Source organism: Pseudomonas sp. 3MAES_34.3B (assembly GCF_058145875.1).
Genome location: NZ_CM176960.1, coordinates 4,335,460 through 4,360,152, shown reverse-complemented (window position 1 = coordinate 4,360,152; position 24,693 = coordinate 4,335,460). Strand labels below are relative to the sequence as shown.

The 24,693-nt window shown below is 63.1% G+C and carries 23 protein-coding genes; 10 read left to right on the top strand and 13 right to left on the bottom strand.

From position 1 onward, the window contains the following. Positions 1–293 precede the first annotated feature (293 nt). Together AC3Z8Y_RS19410 and AC3Z8Y_RS19405 are read left to right on the top strand one after the other, a co-directional pair. On the top strand, positions 294–1,400 hold the full coding sequence (locus AC3Z8Y_RS19410; protein WP_490087192.1) for a GGDEF domain-containing protein: 1,107 nt from the start codon (positions 294–296) through the stop codon (positions 1,398–1,400). After that, positions 1,393–2,319: an iron-sulfur-binding ferredoxin reductase gene (locus AC3Z8Y_RS19405; RefSeq protein WP_490087191.1), complete on the top strand. Its 927-nt coding sequence runs from the start codon at positions 1,393–1,395 to the stop codon at positions 2,317–2,319. Before AC3Z8Y_RS19410 ends, AC3Z8Y_RS19405 begins: the two co-directional genes overlap by 8 nt. Before the next feature lie 6 nt (positions 2,320–2,325). Here AC3Z8Y_RS19405 and AC3Z8Y_RS19400 read toward each other — a convergent pair whose 3' ends face one another. The 8 genes from AC3Z8Y_RS19400 to AC3Z8Y_RS19365 all read right to left on the bottom strand — a co-directional run bounded on the left by AC3Z8Y_RS19400 (position 2,326) and on the right by AC3Z8Y_RS19365 (position 8,809). Further along, positions 2,326–3,150: an HDOD domain-containing protein gene (locus tag AC3Z8Y_RS19400; RefSeq protein ID WP_490087190.1), complete on the bottom strand. Its 825-nt coding sequence runs from the start codon at positions 3,148–3,150 to the stop codon at positions 2,326–2,328. 94 nt (positions 3,151–3,244) lie between these two features. After that, positions 3,245–3,556 (bottom strand): AzlD domain-containing protein, encoded by a 312-nt coding sequence (locus tag AC3Z8Y_RS19395; protein ID WP_490090049.1) that lies wholly within the window; start codon positions 3,554–3,556, stop codon positions 3,245–3,247. Then, positions 3,556–4,254 carry an AzlC family ABC transporter permease gene (locus tag AC3Z8Y_RS19390; RefSeq protein WP_490087189.1) on the bottom strand — a complete coding sequence of 233 codons (699 nt, stop codon included), beginning with the start codon at positions 4,252–4,254 and terminating at the stop codon, positions 3,556–3,558. Before AC3Z8Y_RS19390 ends, AC3Z8Y_RS19395 begins: the two co-directional genes overlap by 1 nt. A gap of 109 nt (positions 4,255–4,363) precedes the next feature. Further along, entirely contained in the window at positions 4,364–5,134 is a 771-nt protein-coding gene (locus tag AC3Z8Y_RS19385; protein ID WP_490087188.1) for an ABC transporter ATP-binding protein, read from the bottom strand. Between the two features lie 20 nt (positions 5,135–5,154). Then, entirely contained in the window at positions 5,155–5,937 is a 783-nt protein-coding gene (locus AC3Z8Y_RS19380) for an ABC transporter permease (RefSeq protein ID WP_490087187.1), read from the bottom strand. Next, positions 5,934–6,764: an ABC transporter permease gene (locus AC3Z8Y_RS19375; protein ID WP_490087186.1), complete on the bottom strand. Its 831-nt coding sequence runs from the start codon at positions 6,762–6,764 to the stop codon at positions 5,934–5,936. The genes AC3Z8Y_RS19380 and AC3Z8Y_RS19375 overlap by 4 nt, the downstream gene beginning before the upstream one ends. Next, complete coding sequence (locus AC3Z8Y_RS19370) at positions 6,751–7,875, bottom strand: ABC transporter substrate-binding protein (RefSeq protein WP_490087185.1); 1,125 nt, start codon at positions 7,873–7,875, stop codon at positions 6,751–6,753. The genes AC3Z8Y_RS19375 and AC3Z8Y_RS19370 overlap by 14 nt, the downstream gene beginning before the upstream one ends. Before the next feature lie 22 nt (positions 7,876–7,897). Next, positions 7,898–8,809 carry a TauD/TfdA dioxygenase family protein gene (locus AC3Z8Y_RS19365; protein WP_490087184.1) on the bottom strand — a complete coding sequence of 304 codons (912 nt, stop codon included), beginning with the start codon at positions 8,807–8,809 and terminating at the stop codon, positions 7,898–7,900. 219 nt (positions 8,810–9,028) lie between these two features. On the opposite strand from AC3Z8Y_RS19365, the gene AC3Z8Y_RS19360 reads away from it, so the two are divergent. Both AC3Z8Y_RS19360 and AC3Z8Y_RS19355 read left to right on the top strand, forming a co-directional pair. Beyond that, a complete protein-coding gene (locus AC3Z8Y_RS19360) occupies positions 9,029–10,735 on the top strand; it encodes a copper resistance system multicopper oxidase (RefSeq protein ID WP_490087183.1) in 1,707 nt (568 codons plus the stop codon). Then, positions 10,725–11,564 carry a copper resistance protein B gene (locus AC3Z8Y_RS19355; protein ID WP_490087182.1) on the top strand — a complete coding sequence of 280 codons (840 nt, stop codon included), beginning with the start codon at positions 10,725–10,727 and terminating at the stop codon, positions 11,562–11,564. The genes AC3Z8Y_RS19360 and AC3Z8Y_RS19355 overlap by 11 nt, the downstream gene beginning before the upstream one ends. 48 nt (positions 11,565–11,612) lie before the next feature. Here the strand turns inward: AC3Z8Y_RS19355 and AC3Z8Y_RS19350 are convergent, their stop codons facing one another. Then, positions 11,613–12,266, bottom strand: a complete 654-nt coding sequence (locus AC3Z8Y_RS19350) for a polysaccharide lyase family 7 protein (RefSeq protein WP_490087181.1) — start codon at positions 12,264–12,266, stop codon at positions 11,613–11,615. Positions 12,267–12,583: 317 nt separating this feature from the next. On the opposite strand from AC3Z8Y_RS19350, the gene AC3Z8Y_RS19345 reads away from it, so the two are divergent. The 6 genes from AC3Z8Y_RS19345 (at position 12,584) to AC3Z8Y_RS19320 (ending at position 21,464) form a co-directional block, all read left to right on the top strand. Then, positions 12,584–15,394 (top strand): patatin-like phospholipase family protein, encoded by a 2,811-nt coding sequence (locus AC3Z8Y_RS19345; RefSeq protein ID WP_490087180.1) that lies wholly within the window; start codon positions 12,584–12,586, stop codon positions 15,392–15,394. A gap of 140 nt (positions 15,395–15,534) precedes the next feature. After that, positions 15,535–15,963 carry a hypothetical protein gene (locus tag AC3Z8Y_RS19340; protein ID WP_181111316.1) on the top strand — a complete coding sequence of 143 codons (429 nt, stop codon included), beginning with the start codon at positions 15,535–15,537 and terminating at the stop codon, positions 15,961–15,963. A gap of 102 nt (positions 15,964–16,065) precedes the next feature. After that, positions 16,066–16,995 (top strand): DMT family transporter, encoded by a 930-nt coding sequence (locus AC3Z8Y_RS19335; RefSeq protein WP_490087179.1) that lies wholly within the window; start codon positions 16,066–16,068, stop codon positions 16,993–16,995. 67 nt (positions 16,996–17,062) lie between these two features. Next, positions 17,063–18,019 (top strand): PfkB family carbohydrate kinase, encoded by a 957-nt coding sequence (locus AC3Z8Y_RS19330; RefSeq protein ID WP_490087178.1) that lies wholly within the window; start codon positions 17,063–17,065, stop codon positions 18,017–18,019. Beyond that, the gene (locus tag AC3Z8Y_RS19325; RefSeq protein WP_490087177.1) at positions 18,012–20,333 is read left to right on the top strand and encodes a glycosyl hydrolase family 65 domain-containing protein; all 2,322 of its coding nucleotides are present in this window, start codon (positions 18,012–18,014) and stop codon (positions 20,331–20,333) included. Before AC3Z8Y_RS19330 ends, AC3Z8Y_RS19325 begins: the two co-directional genes overlap by 8 nt. Positions 20,334–20,402: 69 nt before the next feature. Beyond that, the gene (locus tag AC3Z8Y_RS19320) at positions 20,403–21,464 is read left to right on the top strand and encodes an SDR family oxidoreductase (RefSeq protein WP_490087176.1); all 1,062 of its coding nucleotides are present in this window, start codon (positions 20,403–20,405) and stop codon (positions 21,462–21,464) included. Between the two features lie 82 nt (positions 21,465–21,546). Here the strand turns inward: AC3Z8Y_RS19320 and csgH are convergent, their stop codons facing one another. The 4 genes from csgH to AC3Z8Y_RS19300 are packed head-to-tail and all read right to left on the bottom strand — an operon-like array spanning position 21,547 to position 24,597. Beyond that, a complete protein-coding gene (gene csgH, locus AC3Z8Y_RS19315; protein WP_490087175.1) occupies positions 21,547–21,843 on the bottom strand; it encodes a curli-like amyloid fiber formation chaperone CsgH in 297 nt (98 codons plus the stop codon). A gap of 5 nt (positions 21,844–21,848) precedes the next feature. Continuing rightward, positions 21,849–22,364 (bottom strand): curlin-associated protein, encoded by a 516-nt coding sequence (locus AC3Z8Y_RS19310; RefSeq protein WP_490087174.1) that lies wholly within the window; start codon positions 22,362–22,364, stop codon positions 21,849–21,851. After that, positions 22,348–23,247: a CsgG/HfaB family protein gene (locus AC3Z8Y_RS19305; protein ID WP_490087173.1), complete on the bottom strand. Its 900-nt coding sequence runs from the start codon at positions 23,245–23,247 to the stop codon at positions 22,348–22,350. Before AC3Z8Y_RS19305 ends, AC3Z8Y_RS19310 begins: the two co-directional genes overlap by 17 nt. Positions 23,248–23,298: 51 nt before the next feature. Next, positions 23,299–24,597 carry a beta strand repeat-containing protein gene (locus AC3Z8Y_RS19300; protein WP_490087172.1) on the bottom strand — a complete coding sequence of 433 codons (1,299 nt, stop codon included), beginning with the start codon at positions 24,595–24,597 and terminating at the stop codon, positions 23,299–23,301. Between the last annotated feature and the right edge of the window lie 96 nt (positions 24,598–24,693).

Here is a 24,693-nt window from a genome sequence, read left to right as displayed (position 1 = left end):
CGCGCAGGGCACGCGGGGCGACCTCTCCAGGCGTTACCCACAGCTGCGGGTATCGACAAGGGCAGGCGGGGGCCAATAAAAGGCGCGGCAGTATACCTTGGCCGGGGCGGTGGTACAGCCGCGAATGAATGATCCCGTGCGGTATTCGGCGGCTGTACCGATCAGGGTGCACGCGTGGTCGATCATCGGGCGGATAAAATTACGATGGTCATTTTCCGTTCAGGTCACTAAAGTGGCACCTTGCCATATCTGTGGTAAGGGATGGGATCCCGATGAGTACGGTGAGTCAACGAGTGACCGAACATAATCTTCAAAAGCTCTTCGTGAAGCGGTTCCTTCTGGCGGCCAGCAGCTATCTCATGATGCTGGTGCTGGTGGGCGTTGCCTTTCTGGGCGGCTATTTCATGGGCACTACCCAGACGGTGGTAGTGGGCGGTGTGCTCGTGCTGGCGAGCCAGGCGCTGCTGGGTGCGGTGTTCTTTACTCGCCGTAACCTGCGCTTCGCCGACCCCAGCCTCACCGAGGCGCAGATCTGGCTGGGTATCGCCTGGCAAACCTGGCTGCTCTATCACCTGGACAATGCCCGCGGGCCGTTCATGATGATTTACGTGGTGCCGCTGATGTTTGGCCTGTTCCATTTGCCGCGGGCGGTGTTCCTGCGATGTGCGGCATTGGTGTTCCTTAGCTTTATCGGCCTGGCCCTTTATGAGGCAGGTGAGGGCAGGCCGCTGGACCCGGGCCTGGTGGCCATTCAAGCGGCAGTCTTGTTTATCGTGCTGTTCTGGCTTTGCTTATATGCCAACTACGTTCAAGCCTCCCGGCAACGCATGCGCCAGCGGCGTTTTGCGCTGCAGGCTCACCAGGACACCTTGCGTGGAATGATGCGCCAGCTCGAAGACCTGGTAGCGACAGACGAACTGACGGGCCTGTTCAATCGGCGGCATTTCCTGCGCCTCGCCTCCCGGGAGCTGCAGGCCCTGCGCCCTGGTCACACCCACGGCCTGGCACTGATCGACCTGGACCATTTCAAACGCATCAATGACGTACATGGCCATGCCGCGGGTGACGCTGTGTTGCAGGGGTTTGCCCAGGTGGCTGCGGCCTGCCTGCGCGAAGGCGATGTGCTGGCACGCTACGGTGGCGAAGAGTTCGTGTTGCTAATGCTCGATTCAGATGCCGAGCGCCTGACCCTGTGCTGTGAACGCCTGCGCCTGGCGTTCGCCGCCACGCCGCCGGCCGAGGGCGGCGCAACCAGCTTGAGCCTGTGCGCCGGCATGACCCTGCTCACCGAGGGCGACAGGTTGGACGACGCCTTGCAGCGCGCCGACAATGCCCTTTACCAGGCCAAGCGCGCAGGGCGTAACCGGTGCGTGGCCGCGTGGGAGTGCGTGGATGCCTGAGCTGACCGTGGGTAACCGGCGTTGGGAAGTCCCGGCGGGGGCCTCCTTGCTGGATGCCTTGAACCGCAACGGCGTTGCTGTGCCCTCCAGTTGCCATGCCGGGCATTGCCACACATGCCGGGTACGTTGCGTGGCCGGCCAGCCCGACGACCAGCGCCCCGACGCGCTGCCAGCCCACGAGCGCGCCATGGGCTGGCGCCTGGCCTGCCAGTGCCGGATGGTTGGCGATCTCGAGGTAGTGCCGTATGACCCGAAGCTCGATGGCGTAGAGGCTCGAGTCAGCGAAGTCAGCTGGCACGGCGACCTGGTGTTGCGCCTGCGGGTAGTGCCGCATCGCGCGGTACGCTACCAGCCTGGCCAGCATGTGGTGCTATGGACCGAAGACGGCATCGCGCGGCCTTATTCAATCGCCAGCTTGCCCCAAGAGGCACCGTGGCTGGAGTTCCACATCCAATGCAGCCGGCCCGGCGCATTCGCCGACCGCGCCCGCCAGTTCAAAGAAGGCGACTGCCTGCGGCTGGGAGAAGTGCTGGGCGGGCCATTGCATTACGACCTCGCGTGGGAAATGCGGCCCCTGTGGTTGGTGGGCAGCGGTACCGGTTTGGCGCCACTGTGGGCCGTGCTGCGGTCTGCCCTGAACCACCATCACAGCGGGCCCATTCACGTGGTGCACATGGCGGGCGAGGGCAGCCACTACCTTTCGGCCGAGCTGAACGCACTGGCCGCGCTGCATCCGAACCTTAAGGTGGATTTACGCGACACCGATGCGCAGCTTACAGATCTGCGCCCCACCCGGCAGACCATCGCGCTGGCCTGTGGTGCCCCGGCCATGGTCCAGGCCATCAGCCGGCGCTTGTTCATGGCCGGGCTCCCCCGCAATCAACTGTTCACCGACACCTTCGAGAAAAACCTGGGCTAGAAGGCGTCAGTTCAACAGCTCAGCAAACGCCTTGTCGGCCTCCAGCACTGCGGGCAGGGCGTCGAACAGCAGGTCCAGGTCCACACCTTTCATCAGCTCGCCGTTCAGCTCCGCCTTGGCTTCGGGCGTGGGGCCACCGTATTTCTGCAGCTGATCGCTTACCTCGCCCGCCTGGGCAACCAGCAGCGGCAGCGGAGCGTTGCCAGGGGCCTGCTGCGGCCGCGCCTGGAAGGCGATACCGTCCTGGATCTGCTTGGGAAGGTTCCAGCGCTTGGCCAGTTCGGCGCCCACTTCGGGATAGCCGAAGCCCAGTTGCAGGGTTTCATCTGCGGCATGGGCTGGCGAGGTGGTTGAGCGGCGCGTGTTGAGCCGGTCGACCATTTCTGGCGCGCCGGTCTGGATCAGCAATTCGCCGATGTTGTGCATCAAACCACACGTGAAGGCGACCTCCGCATCCTGGCCGCCCTGCCTGGCGAGCACGCGGGCGATACTCGCCACCTGGAAGCTCTTGAGCCAGAACCCCTTAAGATTGAACGACGGCGGCGCGCTGAACGCACCGGTGACGGCGCTGGCCAGCACCAGGGTACGCATGGTGTTGAAACCCAGGCGCATGGCGGCGTCTTCGATGCTGGTGGATTCCCGCGCGCCCTTGAAGCGCGCTGTATTGGCCAGCCGGAGGATCTTTGCCGAAATGACCGGGTCCTTCTCGATGTTGCGCGCAATGGCTTCAAGGCTCGACGATGGATTATCGAACTGAGCGATCAGGTCCTGCGCTACCTTCGGAATACTGGGCAAACTGTGCAGCTGAGCGAACAGCTTTTCGATTTCCATGGCACCCACCTCTTCTACGACGATTCCCACAACGATAGGCAATATTTCACACCTTTGGGTTCGTCCTGTTCACCGCGTGGGGGTTCAATCCACCTTACAGCCAGGCGCGCAGCCCATAAAACACCGCCATGCCCAGTACTACGCTGGTAAGCACGCTACGGGCAACCAGCATCAGCCCCACCGTACACAGCCCGGCCAGTAGGTAGGGATTGGTGAGGGACAGGTTAAGCTGATGCTCGGGCATGAACACGATCGGCCCACAAATGGCGGTGAGCATGCCTGGAACGGCGAAGCCGAGAAAATCCTGCGCACGGCGGCCCAGGCGCACCGGCAAGCGGGGCTCAAGAAACACATAGCGGTTGAAGAACAGCACCGCGCCCATGCCGAAGATGACCATCCATACCATCATTGCCCACGCTCCATGACCTGCTTGCAGGTATAGCCGGCCGCCATCGCGCTCAGCCCGGCCAGTACCAAGGCACTTTCGAGCTGCCACAGGCTGAACAGCACGGAGCACACCAGTGCTACCGCCACACAGACCGCGGCCGGTATCGAACGCACCACGGGTGTGATCAGGGCAATGAAAGTAGCCGCGATGGAAAAGTCCAGGCCCAGGTGTTCCAGCCCAGGGATGCTCTTGCCCAACACGATGCCGGCCAATGTGCAGAGGTTCCAGGCCACATAAAACGTCAACCCCGCACCCAGGGCGTACCAGCGCTGGAAGTGCTCAGGTGTTTGCTGGCTGGTCAGCGCAAACAGTTCGTCCGTGAGCAGAAAGCCCAGCCCCATGCGCCACGGCGCCTTCAAGGGCGCCACCCGTGGCCGCATGTGCATCCCATAGAGCAGGTGCTGCGAGGTCAGCAGCAGGGTAGTGATCAGGATCGACAGCGCCCCCGCACCCCCCTTGAACATACCGATGGCAACCAGTTGGGCGGCGCCGGCGAACACGATGGTGGACAGCCCTTGGCTCTGCAGCGGCGTAAGGCCGGCGTCCACTGCCAGCGAACCGGCCAGCAACCCCCAGGGCAGGCAGGCCAAGGAAAGAGGAAGGACAGCAACGGCGCCGCGCATGAACGCGGGGCGATGGGTGGCGGGCACTGGCATACGAGGCAGTCATGCAAAAAAATGAGCTGCCAAGGATGTCAGTTCCCGCGCGGGTTGTCTCGGCCGGATGAGTGAAGCGTTGGGTTAACGCTTACTGCGGGCAAGCCCTTCAGGCCTGGCCCGGGGCGATGAAATCGCTGAGGAGGTCATCCCGCAGCCTGATGAAGCCGCTGTCGCTGCGGTTGCGCGGGCGGGGCAGTTCGATGTTCAGTACGCGCCGGATGCGCCCCGGGTTGGGCTGCATCACCACTACGCGGTCACCCAGGAATACGGCTTCGTCCACATCGTGCGTTACCAGCACCATGGTGATGCGCTCTTTCGCCCAGATCTTTTCCAGTTCGTTCTGCAAACGGGTGCGAGTGAGGGCGTCGAGCGCGCCGAAGGGTTCGTCCAGCAACAATACAGACGGGCGGTTTACCAGCCCCCGGGCAATCGCGACCCGTTGCGCCATGCCGCCGGAAATTTGCTGCGGGTAGGCTTCGGCGAACGCTTCCAGGCCTACCAACTCCAGGTGTTCGCGAACCGCGTCGGCTTTTTCCCCGGCTGACAGCGGCGAGTTCTTCAGCCCCACCGCGATGTTTTCCCTTACGGTTAGCCAGGGGAACAGGCGGTGATCCTGGAACACGATGCCGCGTTCCAGGCCTGTACCACGAATCGGGCGGCAATCGAGCAGGATCTGCCCCTCAAAGGTGGTATCGAGCCCCAGCATCAAGCGCAGGAGGGTGGACTTACCGCAGCCGCTGGCCCCCACGATGCTCACGAATTCGCCGGCGCGGATATCCAGATGGATGTTCTCCAGCACCCGCAGCGCCTCGCCGGGGCGTTGCGGATTGTCAAACTGCTTGCTGACGTGGTCCAGGACCAGGCTATTGCTTTGCATCGGGCGTTCCCTCGTTTGAATCACAGATTGCCGAAGCGCCGGCTCAACCGCCGTTCGGCCAGCCGGGCCAAGGCATTCAGCGCCCAGCCCACGCTGCCGATCACCACCATGCCGAACAGCACCAGGTCCATGCGAAAGTGCTCGCTGCCATCGATCAGGGTGTTACCAATCCCTTCGCCGGACACCAGCAGGTATTCCGCGCCGATGGTTGCAAGCCATGAATAGATCAAGCCCAGATACAGGCCGGTAAAAATGGAGGGCAGCGCCGCGGGCAAGCGGACCTCCACCAAAGTTTGCCAGCGGGTATAGCCGTACACACGGGCGACCTCCAGCAGTGCTGGCGACACTTTTCGCAAACCATCCCGGGTGTTTACCGCTACGGGTACCAGCGCAGCAAGGGACAGGAACACCACTTTGGCCACATCACCCAGGCCGAACCACACGGAAATGAGCGGTATCCACGCAAACAGCGATACCTGCTTGAAGGTGTTGAAGCTGGGGCCCACCAAACGTTGCGCCAAGGCAGAAAGGCCCAGCAGCGCGCCCAGCGCCAGCCCGCCGGCTGTACCGATGGCGAAGCCGCTGAGGTCGCGCGCCAGGCTGGCGGCCAAGGCCCTTGCCAGGCGGCCGCTGCTTAGTTCGGCCCACGCCGTGTTGGCGACCTGCTCGGGCGATACCAGCAAGGGCGAATCACTCCAGCCCTGGCTGCACGCCAGCCACCACAGGCCGATGGCGGCGATAGGCACTACCCAGCCGCGCTGCCTGCCGCTGTTCGAAGGTAATGGCTGCGCCAGGCTGCTCATGTCGGTTGCCCTCGGGTAATACGGCGTTCGAGCACATCCAAACCACGGTCGATCAACAAGCCCACGGCGCCCACCACAACCACGGCGGCCATTACCAGGTCCAGCTGGAACAGCTGGCGGCCGTACACGATCAGGTAACCCAGGCCTTCGCTGGACGCCACAAGCTCAACCACCACCAGCGACAGCCAGGCTTTGGTGAACCCCAACCGCAGCCCGGTGAACAGCGGCCTGATAGCCGCCGGCAGCACCACATGGAACAGCAGCTGGCGGCGGCTGAAACCATACGCCTGGCCTACTTCCAGCAGCCGCGGCGGTGCCTGAGCGAAGGCTTGCAGCGTGGCCAGCGTGACCGGTACCAGCGCGGCCTTGGCGATCAATGCATATTTGAGCGGCTCGCCGATCCCGAACAGCAGCAGTGCGAATGGCAGCCAACCCAGCACGGGTATCTGCACCAGCAGGTTGAACGTGGGCAGCAGATAGTCGCGCGCGGGCTTCCATAGCCCCATCGCCGCGCCCAGCGACAGCCCAAGCACCGCTCCTGCAGCAAAGCCGACCAACACGCGCTGCAGGCTGGCACTGGCGTTTACCCACAAGTCCCCGCTGCGCACCAGGTCGGCCAGGGTTTCCCAGACGTAACGCGGCGCTGGCAGCACTTGTTCGGACACCCACCCCTGCGTCACGCCCATTTGCCATACCGCCAGCAAGGCAATAGGCAACAGCCATGGCAATGCGTGGTGGCCAACGCGCCATTGGCGCAGGGCGCGTGTGGGGCGATCCAGTGCGCTGGCTGCGGGGAGCTCAGCCGTGTGAACGCTAGCCTGGCTCATGGCTGGCCTCCTTGGGCGCCGGGGCGCTCGCGGTAGCGGCAGTGCTTTCAGCCTGCTTGCCATCTGGCGCCCAGGCCGTCCAGAAGCCTTGCAGCCCCTTGGCTTTCAGGGCCGCGTCGAGGTAACGGGGCTCGAACCAGCCCTCTACGCTTACCGGCCTGCGTATGAGCTTTTCCTTGTAGGCCTGGTCCGCCACGGCCTGGTAGCGGTCCCTTACAAACCCATCGAGCAGCGGTGACAGCCGGGTTTTCACTGACTGCCCACGGTAGTCCGCTTCCCACGAAGCTAGCGGCGCCCCCGATTTGGCCCACTCCTCGAACACCGCTTGCTGATTCTCAGGCTGGCTGGACCAACGCGCGGCGTCCACCAATGTATCCACTACCTTCTGTACTTCGGCGGCGTGCTCCTTCTCGTAAGCGGCGCGTACCAGCAGGGCGGTTTGCCGGGTGAAGCGCGGGTCTTGCTCGGCATTGTCATAAATGATGTCCACCAGGCCCTGGTCTCGCAGCTTGAACAGCTCAAAGCCACCGAACGCGGCATCCACGCCTTTGGCGGCTAGCGCGGCCTGGGTGCTGCCGTTGTCGAGGTTGATCACTTTCAAGTCACGCTCGGTGAGGCCCTGGGTGGCTAACACGTTGATCGCTACCAGATGGCCGTTCGTTCCGCGGAAAATCGCTACCTTCTTGCCCTTGAGGTCCGCCAGCGTATGGATGTCCGAGCCCTTGGGCACGGCCACGTACACGTTGGAGCGCGTCCCGATTGCGGCCAGCAGGCGAGTGTCCAGGCCATTGGCCCGGGCCACCACTTGTGGCAGGTCGCCTTCGTATGCAAAGTCGATCTGCTGGTTGGACAATGCCTCGTTCACCGCCGGCCCCGCACCTTTGAAGAAGAACCACTGCACTTCGGTGCCCGTGCCTTCGAAGGCTTTTTCCAGTAGTTGCTGGTTGCGAGCGATGCTCAGGCTGGACGCGCCAAAGGTCACCGGATCGCCGCCCCCCGCGCTGGCCACACCGATGCGCAATACGTCGGCGTGGGCCATCCCCATGCCCACCCCCATTGCCAGCGCCAGCGCGGTCAAGCGGGACAATAATCCTGAAGTGTGCGTTGCCATGGTGCCTCCTCCTTGCTTGCGATCAGGCTGCCAGGTGTTTTTTGTCGGCTTCGGTGCGTGGCGAGCGTGCGTGTGGGTTCGGCTTGAGCGCGCGGCTGTGCTGGCCGTCGATGCTGACGGGGATGTCACCGGCAATGGTGGTGCGGCGCACGATGCGCTGGGCATCGCCGTAATCATTGACGGCAATATGCTGGGTAGCGCGGTTGTCCCAGATGGCCACATCGCCGGCCTGCCAGCGCCAGCGCACGGTGTTGTTCAGGTCGGTGATGCGTTGATGGAACAGCTCGAACAAATGTTTGGAGTCGGCTTTGCTCACCCCTTTGAAGTGCTTCACGAAGTGCCCGAGCAATAGCGCGCGTTCACCGGTTTCGGGGTGCACATGCACCAGCGGGTGCTCGGTTTCGTATTCTTGCGCAGTGAATTCTTCGCGGTACCGCTTGAGGGCTGCCTCGGTGGCATGCTGCGGGGCCACGTAGTCGTACAGGTTGCTGTGCACGGCCCAGAGGGTGTCTGCCAGTTGCCGCAGCGGGGCCGGCAGGGCCTCGTAGGCGGTGGCCGTATTGGCCCACACGGTATCGCCGCCGTAAGGCGGAATCACCACGCCCCGCAAGATCGAAATTTTGGGGAAGTCCGTCACGAAGGTCACGTCGGTGTGCCAGGAATTGGCGCGGGCTTCCTTCGAATCCAGGTTGAGTACCGCGTGGGTATCGCCAGCGGAGCGCACGGTGGGGTGGGGTACCTGTTCGCCAAACAGGCGGGAAAAGCGTTCCTGCTCGCTATCAGTCAGCGCCTGGTCGCGGAAAAACAGCACTTTGTGACGGAGCAGGGCCTGGTGGATTTCGCTGAACGCCTCTGCACCCAGATCGCCGCTGAGGGTCACCCCCGAAACCTGTGCGCCAAGCTTGCCTGCAACCGGTTGTATGCTTATAGCCATTTCGTCACTCCTGTGGTGGGTGACCCTAGGTTATGTGCATAACAGGATGGGGTTCCAAGGCCGATTGTTCATATCCATATGGCCATGGGCGGTTCTATCGTTAGACCCGGCAGCAGTAATTCGCTGTTACACCGAGGCGCAACCTTGGCACTATTTAATGCTCAGATAAGCGCTGATCCCAGATTGCCGCCGTGCACCAACGCTCACAGGACCCCCTTGATGCCTTACCGCCCTGACAGAAGAACCTTTGTTAAAAGCCTCGCGGCCTTGGGCGTAGCCGGGTATGCCGGTGCGTGGCGCACGCCGGGGTGGGCGGCACCGGCCCTCGCTACCGGCCTCACAGAGCTCAGCGGCGATACCTTTGACCTGTTCATCGAGCAGCAGCAGGTGACGCTGGGCGGTCAACAGCGCCGCGCGCTTACCATCAATGGCGGCTTGCCTGGGCCGTTGTTGCGCTGGCGCGAAGGGGACACCGTGACCCTGCGCGTACACAACCGCCTTGATGAACCCACGTCGCTTCACTGGCATGGCATCGTGCTGCCGGCCAACATGGACGGCGTGCCCGGGTTGAGCTTTCACGGCATCGCGCCGGGAGGCATGTACGAATACCGCTTCAAGGTCCGCCAGCACGGCACCTACTGGTATCACAGCCATTCCGGCTTTCAGGAGCAGATCGGCGTATACGGGCCGCTGGTGATCGAGCCCCGGGAGGCCACCCAGCCGCGCGTTCGGGAACAGGTAATGATGCTCACCGACTGGACCGACGAGGATCCGGCCCGAATCTTTGCCCGATTGAAAAAACAGCCCGGCTATTACAACCAGAACCAGCGCACCCTGGGTGATTTCTTTCACGATGCGGGGGAGCAAGGCCTGGGCAATACCCTGCGCGAACGCTGGATGTGGGCACGGATGCGCATGGACCCTACAGACCTCGCGGACGTTACCGGCCAGGCTTACACCTACCTGGTGAACGGCCGGGCGCCCGACGACAACTTCACCGCCCTGTTCGCTCCCGGCCAGCCGCTGCGGCTGCGCTTTATCAATGGCTCGGCGATGACCTACTTCGACGTGCGCATTCCCGGGCTGAAGATGACCGTGGTCGCGGCCGACGGCCAGCCCGTGCAGCCGGTGAGCGTGGACGAGTTCCGCATTGCCGTGGCTGAAACACTCGATGTGCTGGTGCAGCCCGAAGCAGAAGGGCCCTACACCGTGTTCGCCCAGGCTATGGACCGCAGCGGCTATGCCCGTGCAACGCTAGGCACCCGCCCCGGTGTGGCGGCGCCAGTGCCTGAGCTGGATGCCGCTGTGGTGCTGGGCATGGCCGACATGGGCATGGGCCACGGCGCCATGGCGGGCATGGAGCATGGCGGGCACGCCGGCATGAACATGGCTCAGGCTACGCAACCACGGCATCCTGCGACGGAGCAGGGCAACCCGCTGGTGGATATGCAAGCCATGGCGCCTACCCCTCGGCTGACCGACCCGGGTATCGGCCTGCGTGACAACGGCCGCCGTGTGCTCACTTACGCCGACCTGCGCAGCACCTTCGCCGACCCGGATGGGCGTGAGCCCAGCCGCACACTGGAGCTGCACCTCACCGGGCACATGGACAAATTCGTTTGGGCATTCGACGGCGTAAAAGCAAGTGATGCTGAACCCATCCGGCTCACATACGGCGAGCGCGTGCGCATTGTACTGGTCAACGACACCATGATGGCGCATCCCATCCACCTTCATGGCATGTGGAGCGACCTTGAAGACGAAGAAGGGGAATTTCTGGTGCGCAAGCACACCATCGACGTACCCCCCGGCACGCGCCGCAGCTACCGGGTAAGCGCCGATGCGCTAGGCCGCTGGGCCTATCACTGTCACATGCTCTATCACATGGAAGCGGGCATGTTCCGCGAGGTGCGCGTTGATGAATAAGGCCTTGTTTGCGCTGATACTGGGCTTGTGTGCCGCCCCTGCGCTGGCCATGGAGGACATGCCCGGGATGGACCACGGCAGCATGAACCAAGGCCCGCCATCGACCGCCACGCCAGCTACCCCGCCCGCTCTGCCAGCCCCGACCGCCGAGGAGCGCGCGGCCGCTTTTCCCGAGGTCACGGGCCATGCGCTGCACGACAGCGACCTGCACGCCTATTGGCTGTTCGACCGGCTGGAGTACCAGAAGGCCGACGAAGGCACCGCGCTGGCTTGGGATGCCGAAGGCTGGGTAGGGGGCGATACCGACCGCTTGTGGCTGCGCTCCCAGGGGGAACGCACCAACGGCCATACCGAGAACGCCGAGCTGCAAGCCTTGTATGGCCATGCGGTTACGCCGTGGTGGACGGTAGTCGGTGGCGTGCGCCAGGATTTCAAACCCGAATCACCGCAAACCTGGGCGGCGTTTGGCATTCAGGGCGAGCCCTTGGCAGACCTGGACACCGAAGCCACCCTGTACCTGGGGGAAAACAGCCAGTCGTCGCTGCGCCTGGAGGGCGATTACGACCTGCCGCTCACCAGCTCGCTTATCCTGCAACCGCGTATGGAAGCAAATTTCTTCAGCCGCAACGACCCCGTGCGCCAGCAGGGCAGTGGTTTGTCCACACTGGAAGCCGGGCTGCGCCTTCGCTACGAAATCATCCCCGAGGTGGCGCCGTACATTGGTGTGAACTGGACCAAAAGCTACGGCCGCACCGCCGATTATGTCCGCGAAGAAGGCGACGACGCCCAGGAAGCCCGCCTGGTGGTAGGCGTGAGGCTGTGGTACTGACCTTATCGTGTGGGAGCCGAAGGCGTAGCTCGCAAATAAGGGCGAAGATCAATGCTTCGTCTGCAACTCGTAATAGGTCACGCGCCCGCCTTCGGTGGTGTAGCCGCTGTGGTCCAGGGTGTAGTTGCCGGCCTTGAAGAAGAACGAATAAGGTTTCCACTTGCTGTCCAGGGTCACCTTGGTAACTACGCCGTTGACGGTCGCGGTGAGCACGCCGGTGTTGGCCATTTGAATGTTGTAGGTGAAAGGCTGGCCCAACGGCACATTCTTGAAGGTGTAAATGATCGGCGATTTGTCGTCGCCCGGTTTGGTGCGCCACGTGATGTCCACGTTGCCGACGCCCTTGGCGAAGCGGTATTGCAGTTTGAGCAGGGGAGAGTCTGCATCCTTCGCGTGGATCTGCGCCACGATCACCTTGCCTTCCGACGGCACCTGGGTCACTGCAACCTTGCCGCTGATGGCATTGGTGCCGCTGTTCCACTTCCAGTTGCGCTGGCTGCCACTTTTGTTCACTTCACGCATTTCACTGCGGGGATAGTGGCTGCTGCCCGATTGCGAACCCGTCACAGGTGCCCAGAATACAAGCGTGCCGCCGGTGTTCTGAAAATACGGGTTGCTGAACGTGCTGAGCCTGGCCGCCGCGACCTCCTGAGCCGGGGCGCCAACAGGCAGGATAAGGTCCCAAACGCTTAGATCGATCATAGTGGCCATCCGCATAAAATGAGTGAGTAGGGCCTTTGTCGAATACCGCAGGATCCGAAAGGCGATAACTGGCTATCTGCTGTTAATCGGCCAGCTTGATGACCGTTCGGCGGCTGGGTGAGCTAGCGCAACCGTGGCCGTTACGCGCCTGTGGCAAAGCCAGGCGGCGGGGCTACGCTCTCTGGCACAGCCGCCGTTGCGCGGTACACCTGCCTGAAAAAAGTGCCACTAAATAGCCACTTACCTGGCACTTGGCAGGTATCATTCGCCCTTGAACCCAGGCACCGGTTGCCTTCGGGTGCCTGTGAGGGATCACGATGATCGACAGAACCGCGCCCACGCATCCTCAATACGATGCCGAACAGAAACGTGTGGATGTGCGCCGCGAGCAACTCGAGTTGCCGGCCGAAGGTCGCAACTGGGCATTGGCGCTGTCGGGGGGCGGTATTCGCAGCGCGACCTTTTCATTGGGCGTACTTCAGGCGCTGACCCGCGCACCCGCACCGGCTAACCGCTCCAACGGAGCTTCCTCGGGGCCGGCCGCCCGCTTGCTGCCCTACTTCGATTATTTGTCGACCGTCAGCGGCGGCGGCTATATCGGTGCGTTCTTTACCAGCCTGTTCATCCCCGGCCGGTTGAGCCAACGGGAAATGGGCAAAGGTGAAAGCACCCTGCACCCGTCGCAGACCCCCCGGGCAGCGGCGGACCAAGCCTACGAAGTGCTCGACTTCGAACCGCCAGAGCGTATCCATTCCTCCCGCGACTATGCGCGCGGCCCCGCGGGTAGAGGCCCGCTGGGCTGGCTGCGGGAAAACGGCCGGTACCTGTCGCCTGCCGGGGCAGGGGACATCTTCTACGTGCTCGCCACCACCCTGCGCAATTTGCTGTCGGTGCACTTTGTGATCGGCATGCCGCTGCTGTGCCTGTTGGCCGTGGTGGCGCTGTTGAAGTTGGGCATTGCCGGGCCGTTGTGCCAATCCCTGGCTGTACCGCTGGCGACCGATGGCGGCTTCTGCTCGGCGGTGCTTGCCGATTTGCCGGGGCCTTTCGCGCTGTGCCCCTTGGCCACTGAGGCCCAATTGGTACCGTTGGCGACCTGCCCGGGTATAGCCACCAGCCATGCGCTGCCCTTGGGGAATGCGCTGTGGTGGCTGCCGCTGCTATGGGCCTTTGCCGCCGTATTGCCGTTGCTGGCGGCCTATTGGCTTGCCTGCCCCCGTGATAGCGTGAGCGAGCCGGTGCGCCTGGTAAATTGGGGCAGCGTGGCCATGCTGATCGTTGCCGCAGTCACTGGAGGCGTGGCCGCAGGCTCGGCGCCTCTGGGTTGGCCTAGCAGTTTCGGCTCTGCCTTGGGGCTTATCAGCGGTGTGTTGTGGTTATCGTTGCTCGCCTTTGGATTCCAGGCGCTCACGCTGCCCAAGCGCGCGCATAACGATGGCGCCGACAACAGCGTGCGCAACTATCGCATCCAGATTACCCGTAGCCTGGCGCAGCACCTGATTGTTGTGCTCGGGCTGGTGTTATTGGCCACGGTGGACAGCCTCACCGCAGCCGCGTACCGCGCGCTACTGGGATTGAACCTGGGGCAGCTCTCGTTGGCCGTTATCGGCCCGGCGTTGATCGCGCTGGTACGCAAGATCGCCAGCTTCACCGACGACAAGGCGCTGCCTGGCTGGGTCAGTAAGTTGCCACTGGGGATAATCGCCGGCGTGGCGGGTGTGGCCATCCTGTTGTTCGTTGCAGTGCTCTGGGACCTGATCGTTTATTGGGCACAAGCCGAGGCGCTGCCCTTCGGGTATACCACTGCGGCGTGGTGCCTCGCCGCGCTGGCGTTGGGTGCACTGCTGTTGGCCATTTGCACCGGGCAGTTCATGGGTTTCATCAATCTGTCGTCGCTTCAAAGCTTTTACTCCAGCCGCCTGGCCCGTGCCTACCTTGGCGCGTCCAACGGCCTGCGCTTTCGATACGCGGGCCAGCGTGGCAACCCTTTGCTGAGCGTGACCGATGCGATCAAGGGCGACGACTTGCAGTTGGACGAGTTCTACGCGGCTCATTGCGCGCCGCTGCACCTGATCAACGTCACCTTGAACATTACCGTGGACCCTGCCGAACAACTGGTGCAGCGGGACCGCAAAGGCAAGCCCCTGTGCGTGGCGCCCGGCATCCCCGGTGCAAGCCAGGGCGGCGGTGCCAGCTTTATCCTGGATGGTGTGTACCGCCAACGGCTGGCGCCTCGGCCGATACTCAGCGAGCTGAACCAGCCGTTGAGTGTGTCCTACTGGATCGGCACCTCTGGCGCCGCGTTCACCACGGGCCTGGGCCGCGCGACCAGCCTGGGCACATCACTGGCGTTGGGGCTGGCCAATATCCGCCTGGGCACCTGGTGGCCCAGCGCGTTCGCCGAGCGCACCCCTGGTGGCGAAAACCTCCGCCCTGGGGACGCCCCTGCGCGGCAAACCGCTTCGCTGTGGCTGTCCAGAGGTTTCAAGACCCAGACCTACCTGATGTACGAAATGACTGCCCACTTCCATGGCCTGCGCCGGGAGTACCAATACCTGTCCGATGGCGGCCATTTTGAAAATACCGCTGTGTACGAATTGCTCCGCACCCGCAGGGACATCGAGCTGATCGTTGGCTGCGACAATGGCTGTGATCCCGATTACCGTTTCGACGACCTTGCGAATCTCATCCGCCTGGCGCGTATCGACCAGGCCGTGGAGCTTGAAGTCGATAGCCGCGTACGCGACAACGCCATCCTCGCACCGTACTTTGCCAACCCATGCGACTTCAAAAAGCCTGTGGAAGGCCACGACCGTCGCTGTGCGGTGCTGCTCAATGCCTGGCATGTAGGTGAAGACGGCGAGCGGCGGTTCCAGGCACGGGTGTTGTTGCTCAAGCCTCGGCTGATCGAAGGCTTGCCGGCGGACGTCTACAACTACGCCGCCCTCAGCTCTACGTTCCCCAACGAAAGCACCGCTGACCAGTTCTTCGACGAGGCCCAGTTCGAAAGCTATCGGCAACTGGGCCTGCATATTGGCCAAACGCTGTTCGGTGGGCGAAGCGACACTCAACATTCGGTGGCCAAGGCCTTGTGGGAGTACCTGGGGGCGCACCCGAACGGAGGGTAAGGCTGTAGCAGTACAGGCGTGGGATGTGATCCAGTTACAAAAACAGTGTTGGCGATTGGCCATCAGGCGATTGTATTGGTTAGGATACGCGCCCCGGGCCATGACGGCCCTGGGACATGGAATCGTAACTGGAGTCTCGGATGTCAAAGTTTTACCTGTGGGCTGCCGTACCGCTGCTGGGAATGCTGGCGGGTTGTGCCACACCCTTGAACTCGGCGCAAAAAGCTGAGCTGGACCATTACCGCGCGGAAAACCTCGTGGTTGAAGAAAAGAACCCGGGGCTCGCCGCCGGGTTGGGCCTGCTGCCCGGCGGCGGCTCCTTCTACGCGCGCTCGTATGGGTTTGGGGTGGTCAACCTGCTGTTCTGGCCGCTGTCGGTGCTGTGGGACCCGGTAAGCGGCTACGATGGCGCCGAAGCCATCAACTACCAGGCTACTCGCGCTCACGTTCGGGCGCTGCGTCAGGCGGACATGAACCGGTTGGATAACCAGCTGGCTGGGGAAGAGATCGACCTCAAGCGTTACACCCTGGAAAAGCGCAAGGTCGACGACAAGTATTCCGCTCTCTGACCCCTGGTAGCAGGTACTGGGCCTCGGCATCCGTGTTCTGCCCTGTACATCGGCGCGGCGGCCCGCATAATCGTTCCCCCTTTTGTGTTGGAACGTTTTGTTATGCAAGCCGCTAAACCCGTCGATGGTCGCGCTGTTGGGCTAATGGCCGTGCTCTGCGCGATCTGGGGCTTCCAGCAGGTTACCTTGAAAGCCGCAGCCCCGGACGTGGCTCCTCTGTTTCAACTGGCGCTGCGTTCAGGCGGTGCAGCCCTGCTGGTGATACTGCTGATGACGCTGCGGCGTGAATGGCGGCATACCGTGCCTGGGTCGTGGCGGCCCGGCCTGGCGGTGGGCGGGTTGTTCGCGCTGGAGTTTCTGCTGGTCGGGGAGGGGCTGCGCTACACCACGGCCTCTCACATGGTGGTGTTTCTCTACACCGCGCCGATCTTCGCTGCCCTTGGTTTGCATTACTTGCTCCCACATGAGCGGCTCAATGCCGTGCAGTGGCTGGGGATTCTTGTCGCGTTCGCCGGCACGGCCGTGGCCTTTTCGGGGAAGCTTTTCGAGAGCGGCGGTGGGCAACAGCTATGGGGCGATGCCTTGGGTTTGCTTGGCGCCGTTGCATGGGCTGCTACCACCCTGACCGCGCGCTGCACCCGCCTGGCGACCGCGAAGGTCTCACTGGTGTTGCTGTACCAGCTGGTCGGGGCCTTTGTTCTGCTGTTCGCGGCCAGCCTGTTCACCGGGCAAGCCCACTTCAACCCCACCCCGATTGCGGTCGTCAGCCTCACGTTCCAAACGCTGGTGGTGTCCTTCGGCAGCTTTCTGGCGTGGTTCTGGTTGCTGGGCAATTACCTGGCGTCCCGGGTGGGCGTATTGTCATTCATGACCCCCCTGTTCGGTGTGGTGTTTGGCGTGGTGCTGCTGGGCGAGCCGCTGGAGCCGGCCTTTGTGGTCGGGGCGGTGCTGGTAATGGCCGGCATCCTGTTGGTGAATGGTCACGAATACTTGCGCCGCCGGGCGACGGGCCCGCGCTCAAACATCCGTTAACAAACCCGGCCGAACCGCTGCGGCTCCGTGACAGTCAGGTATGTATCCCCTGAACGGAGCCTCTCCCATGCCGCGGACGTTGTTGAGCCTGGGCAGTATCAATGCTGACTTTCAGGTGCGCTTGTCGCAGGCACCGGGTAGCCAGGAAACACTCCTCGCCGAAGGCCTTCAGCGGCTGAGCGGTGGCAAGGCGGCGAATACGGCGTACCTGGGCGCCTTGTTCGGCCATCGCAGCCTTTTGCTCGGGCGGGTAGGCGCGGATGACCTGGCGGATCAGGCCCTCGGCCCGCTGCGTAAGGCCGGTGTGCTGCTGGACGGGGTTACCCATGCCACCGGCGCGGGCACCGCGGTATCGATGATTGCGGTGCCTGCGAACGGCAAGAAGCAGATCATTCTGGCGAACGAAGCCAACGACGCCTGGGATGAGATGGCGCAACAGCGTGTGTTGTCAGCCATTGCCGAAGCACCCTCCCAGGCCTTGCTGGTACTCAATTACGAAGTGCCTGCCCACATTGTTCGCCTGGCCGTCACGGCGGCGCACGCGCGAGCAATGCCCGTAGTGGTCGACCCCTCATTCCCTGAGCGCCTGGAGCGGGGGCTCATGCCTCAGGTAACAGCGCTTACCCCGAACCTGGAAGAAGCCGCCGCGTTGCTGGGCCATTCCATCCATAGCGAGGCGGACGCTGCCAGCGCAGCCGAGGCGCTGAAAGGCCTGGGCGCGCAGATTGGCGTGGTGAAAATGCCCGATGGCGGCTGCCTCCTGGCGTGCGCCGAGGGCGTCTACGCCGTGCCGTCTTCTGGCCGGCCCGCCGTTGATGCCACCGGGGCGGGAGATGCGTTCACCGGCACCTTCGCCATTGCGCTGCTCGAAGGCCAGCCAGCGGTCGAGGCGGCACTGTGGGGCAGCGCCGCGGCCAACCTGGCCGTTGCAGCCTTCGGTTCGCAACCGGCCTATCAGGGCAGGGAAGCGGTTATGGCATTGGCTCAAACCCTGCGACCACGCATAAGGCGCCTGCATGACTGACATCGTTTTCGAGCATTACGACCCGGCCGACGAGCGCCGCCGCGAAGCGTTGTTTACCCTCAGCAACGGTGTGCTGAGCCTGCGCGGCGCTGCTCCGGAGCTCGCAGCCATGCAGGCGCCATCGCCCGGCTACCCGGGTTTGTACCTGGCCGGCTTTTACGACAACGCCGAGCGCGAGGTGAATGGCGAGCGCTGCCGGGTAGAGGCGTTGGTAAACCTGCCAGATCCTTTGGGCTTGAGCCTTTCTCTGGACCGTCAGCAATGGATGGATAATCCATGCGGCAGTTATCGTCAGGCCTACGAAATGGCTACCTGTGAACTCAGCCGCCAGTTCAGCGCCTCGCTCGGGGCGTATGAGCTACGCATCGAGGAATGCCGTTTCGTCAGCCACGCAGCGCCCGACCTGATCGCATTGCGTTGGAGCCTCACCTGCCCATCGCCGCCTGCTGGGGTATGGCTGCGCAGCACCTTGCATCTGCGCGCCAATGAATTGATCGAGCGCAACCACGCCTATGAAGGCCCGCGGCTGAGCACCGATGAGCGCTGGGTCAGCGAAGCAGGGCACAGTGCAGTGCGCGCGCGCCTGGCGAGCGGGGAGGCGGTCACGCTGGCCTGCTACACCGGTGCCAGCGTGCCGCTGCGCTGGCAAGGCCCGCCCGACGTGCGTGAGGCGTGGCTCGAGTGGCCGGCCAGCGGGGCATTGATCATTGAAAAGCACATACGCGTGCAGCCGGGTGCTGCGGACCTCGAAGCGTTCAGCCGCTATTTGCCCACGGGTGATTTCGGCCAGTTGCAAGCCGCGCATAGCAACGCCTGGCAGCAACCCTGGGACGCCGCTCGGGTGTGCGTTGCGCACCCTGAACTGCAGCGGCCGCTTGATTTTGCGCTGGCCCATATCCTGCAAACAGTGACGCCGCTCAGCTTGGGGCGGGATCTGGGCTTTCCCGCCAGGGGCTGGCAAGAGGGCTATCACGGGCAGATTTTCTGGGACGAACTGTTCGCCTTCCCGTTCCTGGCGAGCCATTTTCCAGATCGCGCTCAAAACCTTCTCATGTATCGCTATCGCCGCCTTGAAGCTGCCCGCCAGCGTGCAAAGGCAGTCGGCCTCTCAGGTGCGTTGTACCCCTGGCGCAGCGCTTCAAGTGGCCAGGAGCAGACGCCGCCCTGGCTGTTTTATCCGCTGTCTGGCCATTGGGTAGAAGATCCCACGTGGCGGCAGTACCACATAGGTGCTGCCATCGCGTACGACGCCTGGCTGTTGTTCCTGGCGACCGGGGATCGCGACCTGCTGGCGGGCATGGCGGGGGAAATAATCCTCGAGGTGGCGCGTTGCTGGGCCAGCATGGCGCGATGGAACGCAGCCCGTGGGCGTTACGTGATCGAGGGCGTGATCGGCCCTGATGAGTACCACAACCGCTACCCCGAGGCGGCTGAGGCTGGGCTGGATAACAACAGCTACACCAACTTGATGGCAGCCTGGTCGCTGCGGCGTGCCGCGCAGGTGCTGGCCGAATTGGAACAGCCTGCCGCTACCGACTTGTGCGCGCGGCTGGGGGTTACCGAGGGCGAGCTTGCACATTGGCATGAGGTCAGCCACACACTCTTTTTACCGATTGTGGCACCGGGGGTAATAGGGCAGTTCGAAGGCTTCGATCAGTTGCTGATGCCGCCGGCTGACTGGTTCGATGGCGAGCACCCCCGGCTGGACTGGATGCTTGAGGCCAAGGGCGACAGCACCGACCGTTATCAGATCACCAAGCAGGCGGACACCCTGATGCTGTTGCACCTGTTCCCGCCTCAGGAAATCCGCGAACTGATCGCCCACCTTGGGTACCCCGTGCCCGAGGAGAACGGCCGTGAAGCCGTGGAGTATCACCTGTCGCGAATCTCTCATGAATCCAGCTTGTCCCATACCGTGTGCGCCGGTGCCATGGCGCATGTGGACATGGCGCAATCCTGGGCATTTTTCCGCCAGTGCCTGGCAACTGACCTGGAATCCAGCGCCAGCAGTGGCACCCTTGAGGGCGTGCACCTGGCGGCCATGGCGGGCGCATTGGACGTACTGCAGCGCCACTATCTGGGGCTGCGCCCGGCATTGGACGGGCTGCATGTATTTCCGGCAATTCCTGTGGAGCTTGGCCCGGTGACGCTCAAACTTCGTTATCGCGGGCAATGGCTGGAGGTTGCCTGGGATGGCGATCGGTTGCAGGTGCAGCTGCAGCGCGATGCAGGCCAGGCCATTACGCTCGTTCACCACCAGGGCCGAACCCAACTGGCACCGGGGCAGGTATGGCACGCGCGCTATCCCCTATGAGCATGGCCAGCCGGATCGTTCAACAGCTACGGCCAAGGCCGTGGCGTGATTTTGATAGAGGAACCTAGCATGGCAAATCAAGCACTAGTGGTGGGCGCCAGCGGTATCGTTGGCAGCGCCATTACCGATCTGTTGATCAGCGAAGGCTGGAATGTCGCAGGGCTGGCGCGCCAGCCACAGGCACGTGATGGGTTCACCCCGGTTGCCGCCAACCTGATGGCCCCCGCCGACCTCAGCCGCGCCCTCGCAGGCCAGGCGCCTACTCACGTATTTATTACCACCTGGTCTCGCCAGGCAACCGAGGCGGAAAATATCAAGGTCAATGCCGCCATGGTGCGCAACCTGCTGGAGGCGTTGCGTCCGGCGGGCAGTGTTCGCCATGTGGCTCTGGTGACGGGCCTCAAGCATTACCTCGGGCCCTTCGAGGCCTATGGCAAAGGCACCCTGCCGCAAACGCCATTCCGCGAGGAGCAGCCACGGCTTGACGTCGATAACTTTTACTATGCCCAGGAAGACGAAGTGTACGCCGCCGCCGAGAAGGACGGCTTCACCTGGAGCGTCCACCGGCCACATACCGTTACCGGCGTGGCGGTGGGCAATGCCATGAACATGGCAACCACGTTGGCGGTGTACGCCAGCATCTGCCGCCACACGGGCCGGCCCTTCCGCTTCCCAGGATCCGAGGTGCAGTGGAACAGCCTCACCGACATGACCGACGCTCGCCAGTTGGCCCGCCAACTGCTATGGGCATCCACCACGCCGGCCGCCGCCAACGAAGCGTTCAATATCGTCAATGGCGACGTGTTCCGCTGGAAATGGATGTGGCCCCGGCTGGCAGAGTGGTTTGGCGTCGAGGCCGCGCCGTTCGACGGCACCGTGCAGCCGCTCGAGCAGCAAATGGCTGACGATGCGCCGGTATGGAAGGCCATGGCGCAGCAGTACGGGCTGGCCGAAGCCGACATCACCCGGCTGACCTCGCCCTGGCACACCGATGCCGACCTTGGCCGGCCAATCGAAGTGGTGACGGATATGTCCAAGAGCCGCCGGCTGGGCTTCCTGGCTTATCAGGCCAGTGATGACGCGTTCTTCGACGTGTTCGAGCGCTTGCGTGAATTGAAGCTCATTCCCTGACTTGAACCTCTAAGACCTGTAGGACCAAGCGGAGCCTGGGAATCCGCAGGCTTGCGCCTGCGCCTACAAGGTAAGGAGCGTTCTACGGGTCGCAGCGCTGATCCAGGGCCTTGACCATCACATCGCCCTGGAGCACTTCCAGGTGCACCGTGCAGGTAGCCCCCGCGGGCAGGCTCAGCCGCACGGAGGAGGGCACCACGCCGGTTTCAATCTCGCCCTGCTGGTTCACATTGGAGGTGCCGCCAGCGCTTTGCTGGCTGATCGTCATGCGATAGCGCAGGTTGAGCGGGGTGGGGTTTTCAATGTGTGGGCTGATGATCATGGCGGCGCCGTCGCGCTGGGTATCGATGAACACGGCCAGCTGGGAAAAGTCGATCATCGGGCTCACTGCTGGGTCACGGTAGCGTTCATGTTATTGCCGTACTGGTTCACGATCACCGTGCCGCCGAAGCCGTTCTGGCTCACGTTGGCCTGGTTGCCTTGCCCGTACTGGCCCACATACGCCTGGTTGTAGGCGCCGCTTTGTACCACGTTCGCCTGGTTGGCGGTGCCGGCCTGCACCACGGCGGCCTGGTTGTTGTAGCCGCTCTGGGTCAGGTCCAGCACGTTGCCGTAACCCGATTGCTGAGCGATGGCGGCGTTGTAGTTACCGCTCTGGCTGATGGAGGCAACGTTGGCGGTGCCGCTTTGAACCTGCACCAACCGTTGGCGGGTACCGCTCTGGTCCACAGTGGCACGGTTGTTGGTGCCGATCTGAGACAGGTCGACGCGGCTGCCCGCCGGCGCGATCCCGGCATAGCGAGCTTCGGGTACCAGGTCGGCGGCATGGCTGCCCAGCGCGCTGGCAAGCAGTAACGCGGCAGCCAACCCCATCCAGCGCGGTCTACGGACGTTGCACATCATTCATTCCTTTGAAGGTGCCTTGATCGGCGGCGCTGATCGGCAGGTTCATGGTCTGCTCGTCATAGGCGCGCAGATACCCTTGCAGCAGTGGCTGATCGAGTTGGGTCGGGTCTTTCAAGTGCCAGCTGCCGTCCCGCGCGCCCTGGGCGATCAAATGGATCAGGCCCGCTTCGATGGCTTCACGCACGCATTGCTGCACAGGTTCGTTACGCGACAAGCCGGTTTCCACTTCCAGCAAGTGGCGCAACGACACGAACTTGAACACGCCGAAATCCAGCTGAATGGAAAACACGGTTTTGGTGGTGGTGACGCTCTGGATGATCTCGCCGCTGCGAATGTCCACCGCGCGCAGGTTGATGGTCACCTGGTCCTGGCGGTAGAGGTCCGAAGGGCCGATGCCCAGGTAACGCACGCCGATACCACCGGTGCGCACGTTGCTTTCGTAGGCGACGATCGCGCCCTCGATGATCAGGTTGGCCGGGCGCAGCGGTGGCAGTTGCACCTGGGCCTTGTCCTGCGGCTGCTCAAGGGCGCGGATGATCTTGCGCTCGGTGAGCAGGTCTTGCAGGTTTTCGCGTTCCACCGGTTTGAACCAGTGCGAATCGCGCAGCGCGGTAACCAGCAGCGACGCGGCGCCTTGGGTTACCGATGTAGAAAACGAACTGTCCGGCGACGGTTTGTATTGGCCGGTCTGGTCACGCATGCCGTATACCGCAACGGAAATAAGGCCCGCGGGCGGAGGCAGTTGCGCAAGGTCGCGCGTGCTGTGTGTCGGTGGCGAAAGGGTCGCCGGAGAAATGGTGCCCGCCGGGCGCGAAGTGGCACAGCCAGCCAGTATTACCGCGGCGAAAATCATCAATGAAAGCGAGCGGGCGCGCATGGTCTTGCTCCGAAAAAGCCCCGCCGGCGAACCGGCGGGGTACAACCTGGATTAACGCTGGGAGATGGTCGCGGTGTTGCCTGCGCCGCCGGTCTGAACGACGTTGGCGGTCAGGAAGCTGCCGGTCTGGGTCACGTTGGCAGCGTTGGCGTTGCCGTAGGTGCCTGCGCCGCTCTGGTTGACGGTGATCAGGTTGTTGCTACCGGCGGTTTGCAGCAGGGTTTCTTCGTTGTAGCTGCCGGTCTGGGTGCTGGCGACGGTGTTGTCGTTGCCGCTCTGGGTGATGTCAGCGCCAAGGCGGTTGCCGTTCTGGCTGCTGCTCACAGTGTTGCTGGTGCCGGTCTGGCTGATGCTGGCGGTCAGGTTTTCGCCTTTCTGGGTGGCAGTGACGGTGTTGTAGTTGCCGTTCTGCTTGGCGGTGAGCTTGCCGCTGACTGCGTCTTTCTGGCTCAGGTAGCCGGTGTTGTTGGCACCGGTCTGGGTCAGGGCGGCATTGCTGAAGTCAGCGTTGTACTGGTAAACGGTACCCGAGTTGGCGGTGCCGCTCTGGGTAACGGTAGCGTTGCTGTAGAAGCTCCAGTCCTGGTTTACGGTAGCGGTGTTGCTGGTACCGTCCTGGGCGACTGCGGCCTTGGTGGAGGTGCCCACCAGGTTGGTCTGGGTAGCCCAGGCCTTGTTCTGGTTGCCAGCCTGGCTCACGGTAGCGGTAGCGTCGGTGGTGTTGGTCTGGGTGATGGCGCCCAGGTTGTTGTTACCCGCCTGGCTCAAGGTGGCGTTGGCGTTGGTGTTGTTCTTCTGGGTAATGTAACCCTGGTTCTGGTCGTTTTTCTGGGTCAGCTTGGCGGCGCTCTTGGCCGAAGCTTCCTGAACGACCGCGCCGGTGTTGCCGGTGCCGTCCTGGGACAGGGTAGCGCTGGTACCGCCAGTGTTGGCGATCTGAGAGATGCTGCCGTTGTTCCAGGCGCCTGCCTGGCTCAGATCGGCCGACTGGCGGTTGTCAACGCGAGGGGCGCCCCAGCCGCCATTCGAAGTACCGCCGGTCTGAGCGATGCTGCCGGTGTTCTGGTTGCCAGTCTGGCTGGCAGCGGCAGTGTTGGAGTCGTTCAGCTGGGTGATGCTCAGGGTGCTGTCGCTCGATGCCTGGCTAACAGCCTTGCCTGCGGTACCAGCGGTGTTGCCCTTGCCGTTCTGGATCACGTTCACGGTGGAGTTGATCGAACCGGCTTGGCCGATGGTGGTGGCGTTGCTGGAGCCATTCTGGTTGGTGTTGACGGTGCCGTTACCGGCGAAAGCGGTACCCGACAGAGCAGCCATTACGGCAACAGCGATGAGCGATTTACGTGCGAGCATGGAGATATTCCTTTTCCCGGTTTAGTTATATGTTTTGGTTTTGCGCAGGCAAACGCACCCGCACGTTGCACACGTAAGTGCAACAGGTTCTACAGC

Excerpts from the sequence above, each read along its gene's own strand:
- AC3Z8Y_RS19395 (WP_490090049.1), bottom strand. The coding sequence starts at position 3,556 with ATGGTATGGATGGTCATCTTCGGCATGGGCGCGGTGCTGTTCTTCAAC.
- AC3Z8Y_RS19360 (WP_490087183.1), top strand. The coding sequence starts at position 9,029 with ATGCCTTACCGCCCTGACAGAAGAACCTTTGTTAAAAGCCTCGCGGCC.
- AC3Z8Y_RS19310 (WP_490087174.1), bottom strand. The coding sequence starts at position 22,364 with ATGTGCAACGTCCGTAGACCGCGCTGGATGGGGTTGGCTGCCGCGTTA.
- AC3Z8Y_RS19350 (WP_490087181.1), bottom strand. The coding sequence starts at position 12,266 with ATGATCGATCTAAGCGTTTGGGACCTTATCCTGCCTGTTGGCGCCCCG.
- AC3Z8Y_RS19335 (WP_490087179.1), top strand. The coding sequence starts at position 16,066 with ATGCAAGCCGCTAAACCCGTCGATGGTCGCGCTGTTGGGCTAATGGCC.
- AC3Z8Y_RS19300 (WP_490087172.1), bottom strand. The coding sequence starts at position 24,597 with ATGCTCGCACGTAAATCGCTCATCGCTGTTGCCGTAATGGCTGCTCTG.
- AC3Z8Y_RS19400 (WP_490087190.1), bottom strand. The coding sequence starts at position 3,150 with ATGGAAATCGAAAAGCTGTTCGCTCAGCTGCACAGTTTGCCCAGTATT.
- AC3Z8Y_RS19385 (WP_490087188.1), bottom strand. The coding sequence starts at position 5,134 with ATGCAAAGCAATAGCCTGGTCCTGGACCACGTCAGCAAGCAGTTTGAC.
- AC3Z8Y_RS19365 (WP_490087184.1), bottom strand. The coding sequence starts at position 8,809 with ATGGCTATAAGCATACAACCGGTTGCAGGCAAGCTTGGCGCACAGGTT.
- AC3Z8Y_RS19325 (WP_490087177.1), top strand. The coding sequence starts at position 18,012 with ATGACTGACATCGTTTTCGAGCATTACGACCCGGCCGACGAGCGCCGC.
- AC3Z8Y_RS19330 (WP_490087178.1), top strand. The coding sequence starts at position 17,063 with ATGCCGCGGACGTTGTTGAGCCTGGGCAGTATCAATGCTGACTTTCAG.
- AC3Z8Y_RS19405 (WP_490087191.1), top strand. The coding sequence starts at position 1,393 with ATGCCTGAGCTGACCGTGGGTAACCGGCGTTGGGAAGTCCCGGCGGGG.
- csgH (WP_490087175.1), bottom strand. The coding sequence starts at position 21,843 with ATGATCGACTTTTCCCAGCTGGCCGTGTTCATCGATACCCAGCGCGAC.
- AC3Z8Y_RS19375 (WP_490087186.1), bottom strand. The coding sequence starts at position 6,764 with ATGAGCCAGGCTAGCGTTCACACGGCTGAGCTCCCCGCAGCCAGCGCA.
- AC3Z8Y_RS19380 (WP_490087187.1), bottom strand. The coding sequence starts at position 5,937 with ATGAGCAGCCTGGCGCAGCCATTACCTTCGAACAGCGGCAGGCAGCGC.
- AC3Z8Y_RS19320 (WP_490087176.1), top strand. The coding sequence starts at position 20,403 with ATGGCAAATCAAGCACTAGTGGTGGGCGCCAGCGGTATCGTTGGCAGC.
- AC3Z8Y_RS19340 (WP_181111316.1), top strand. The coding sequence starts at position 15,535 with ATGTCAAAGTTTTACCTGTGGGCTGCCGTACCGCTGCTGGGAATGCTG.
- AC3Z8Y_RS19305 (WP_490087173.1), bottom strand. The coding sequence starts at position 23,247 with ATGCGCGCCCGCTCGCTTTCATTGATGATTTTCGCCGCGGTAATACTG.
- AC3Z8Y_RS19370 (WP_490087185.1), bottom strand. The coding sequence starts at position 7,875 with ATGGCAACGCACACTTCAGGATTATTGTCCCGCTTGACCGCGCTGGCG.
- AC3Z8Y_RS19390 (WP_490087189.1), bottom strand. The coding sequence starts at position 4,254 with ATGCCAGTGCCCGCCACCCATCGCCCCGCGTTCATGCGCGGCGCCGTT.
- AC3Z8Y_RS19345 (WP_490087180.1), top strand. The coding sequence starts at position 12,584 with ATGATCGACAGAACCGCGCCCACGCATCCTCAATACGATGCCGAACAG.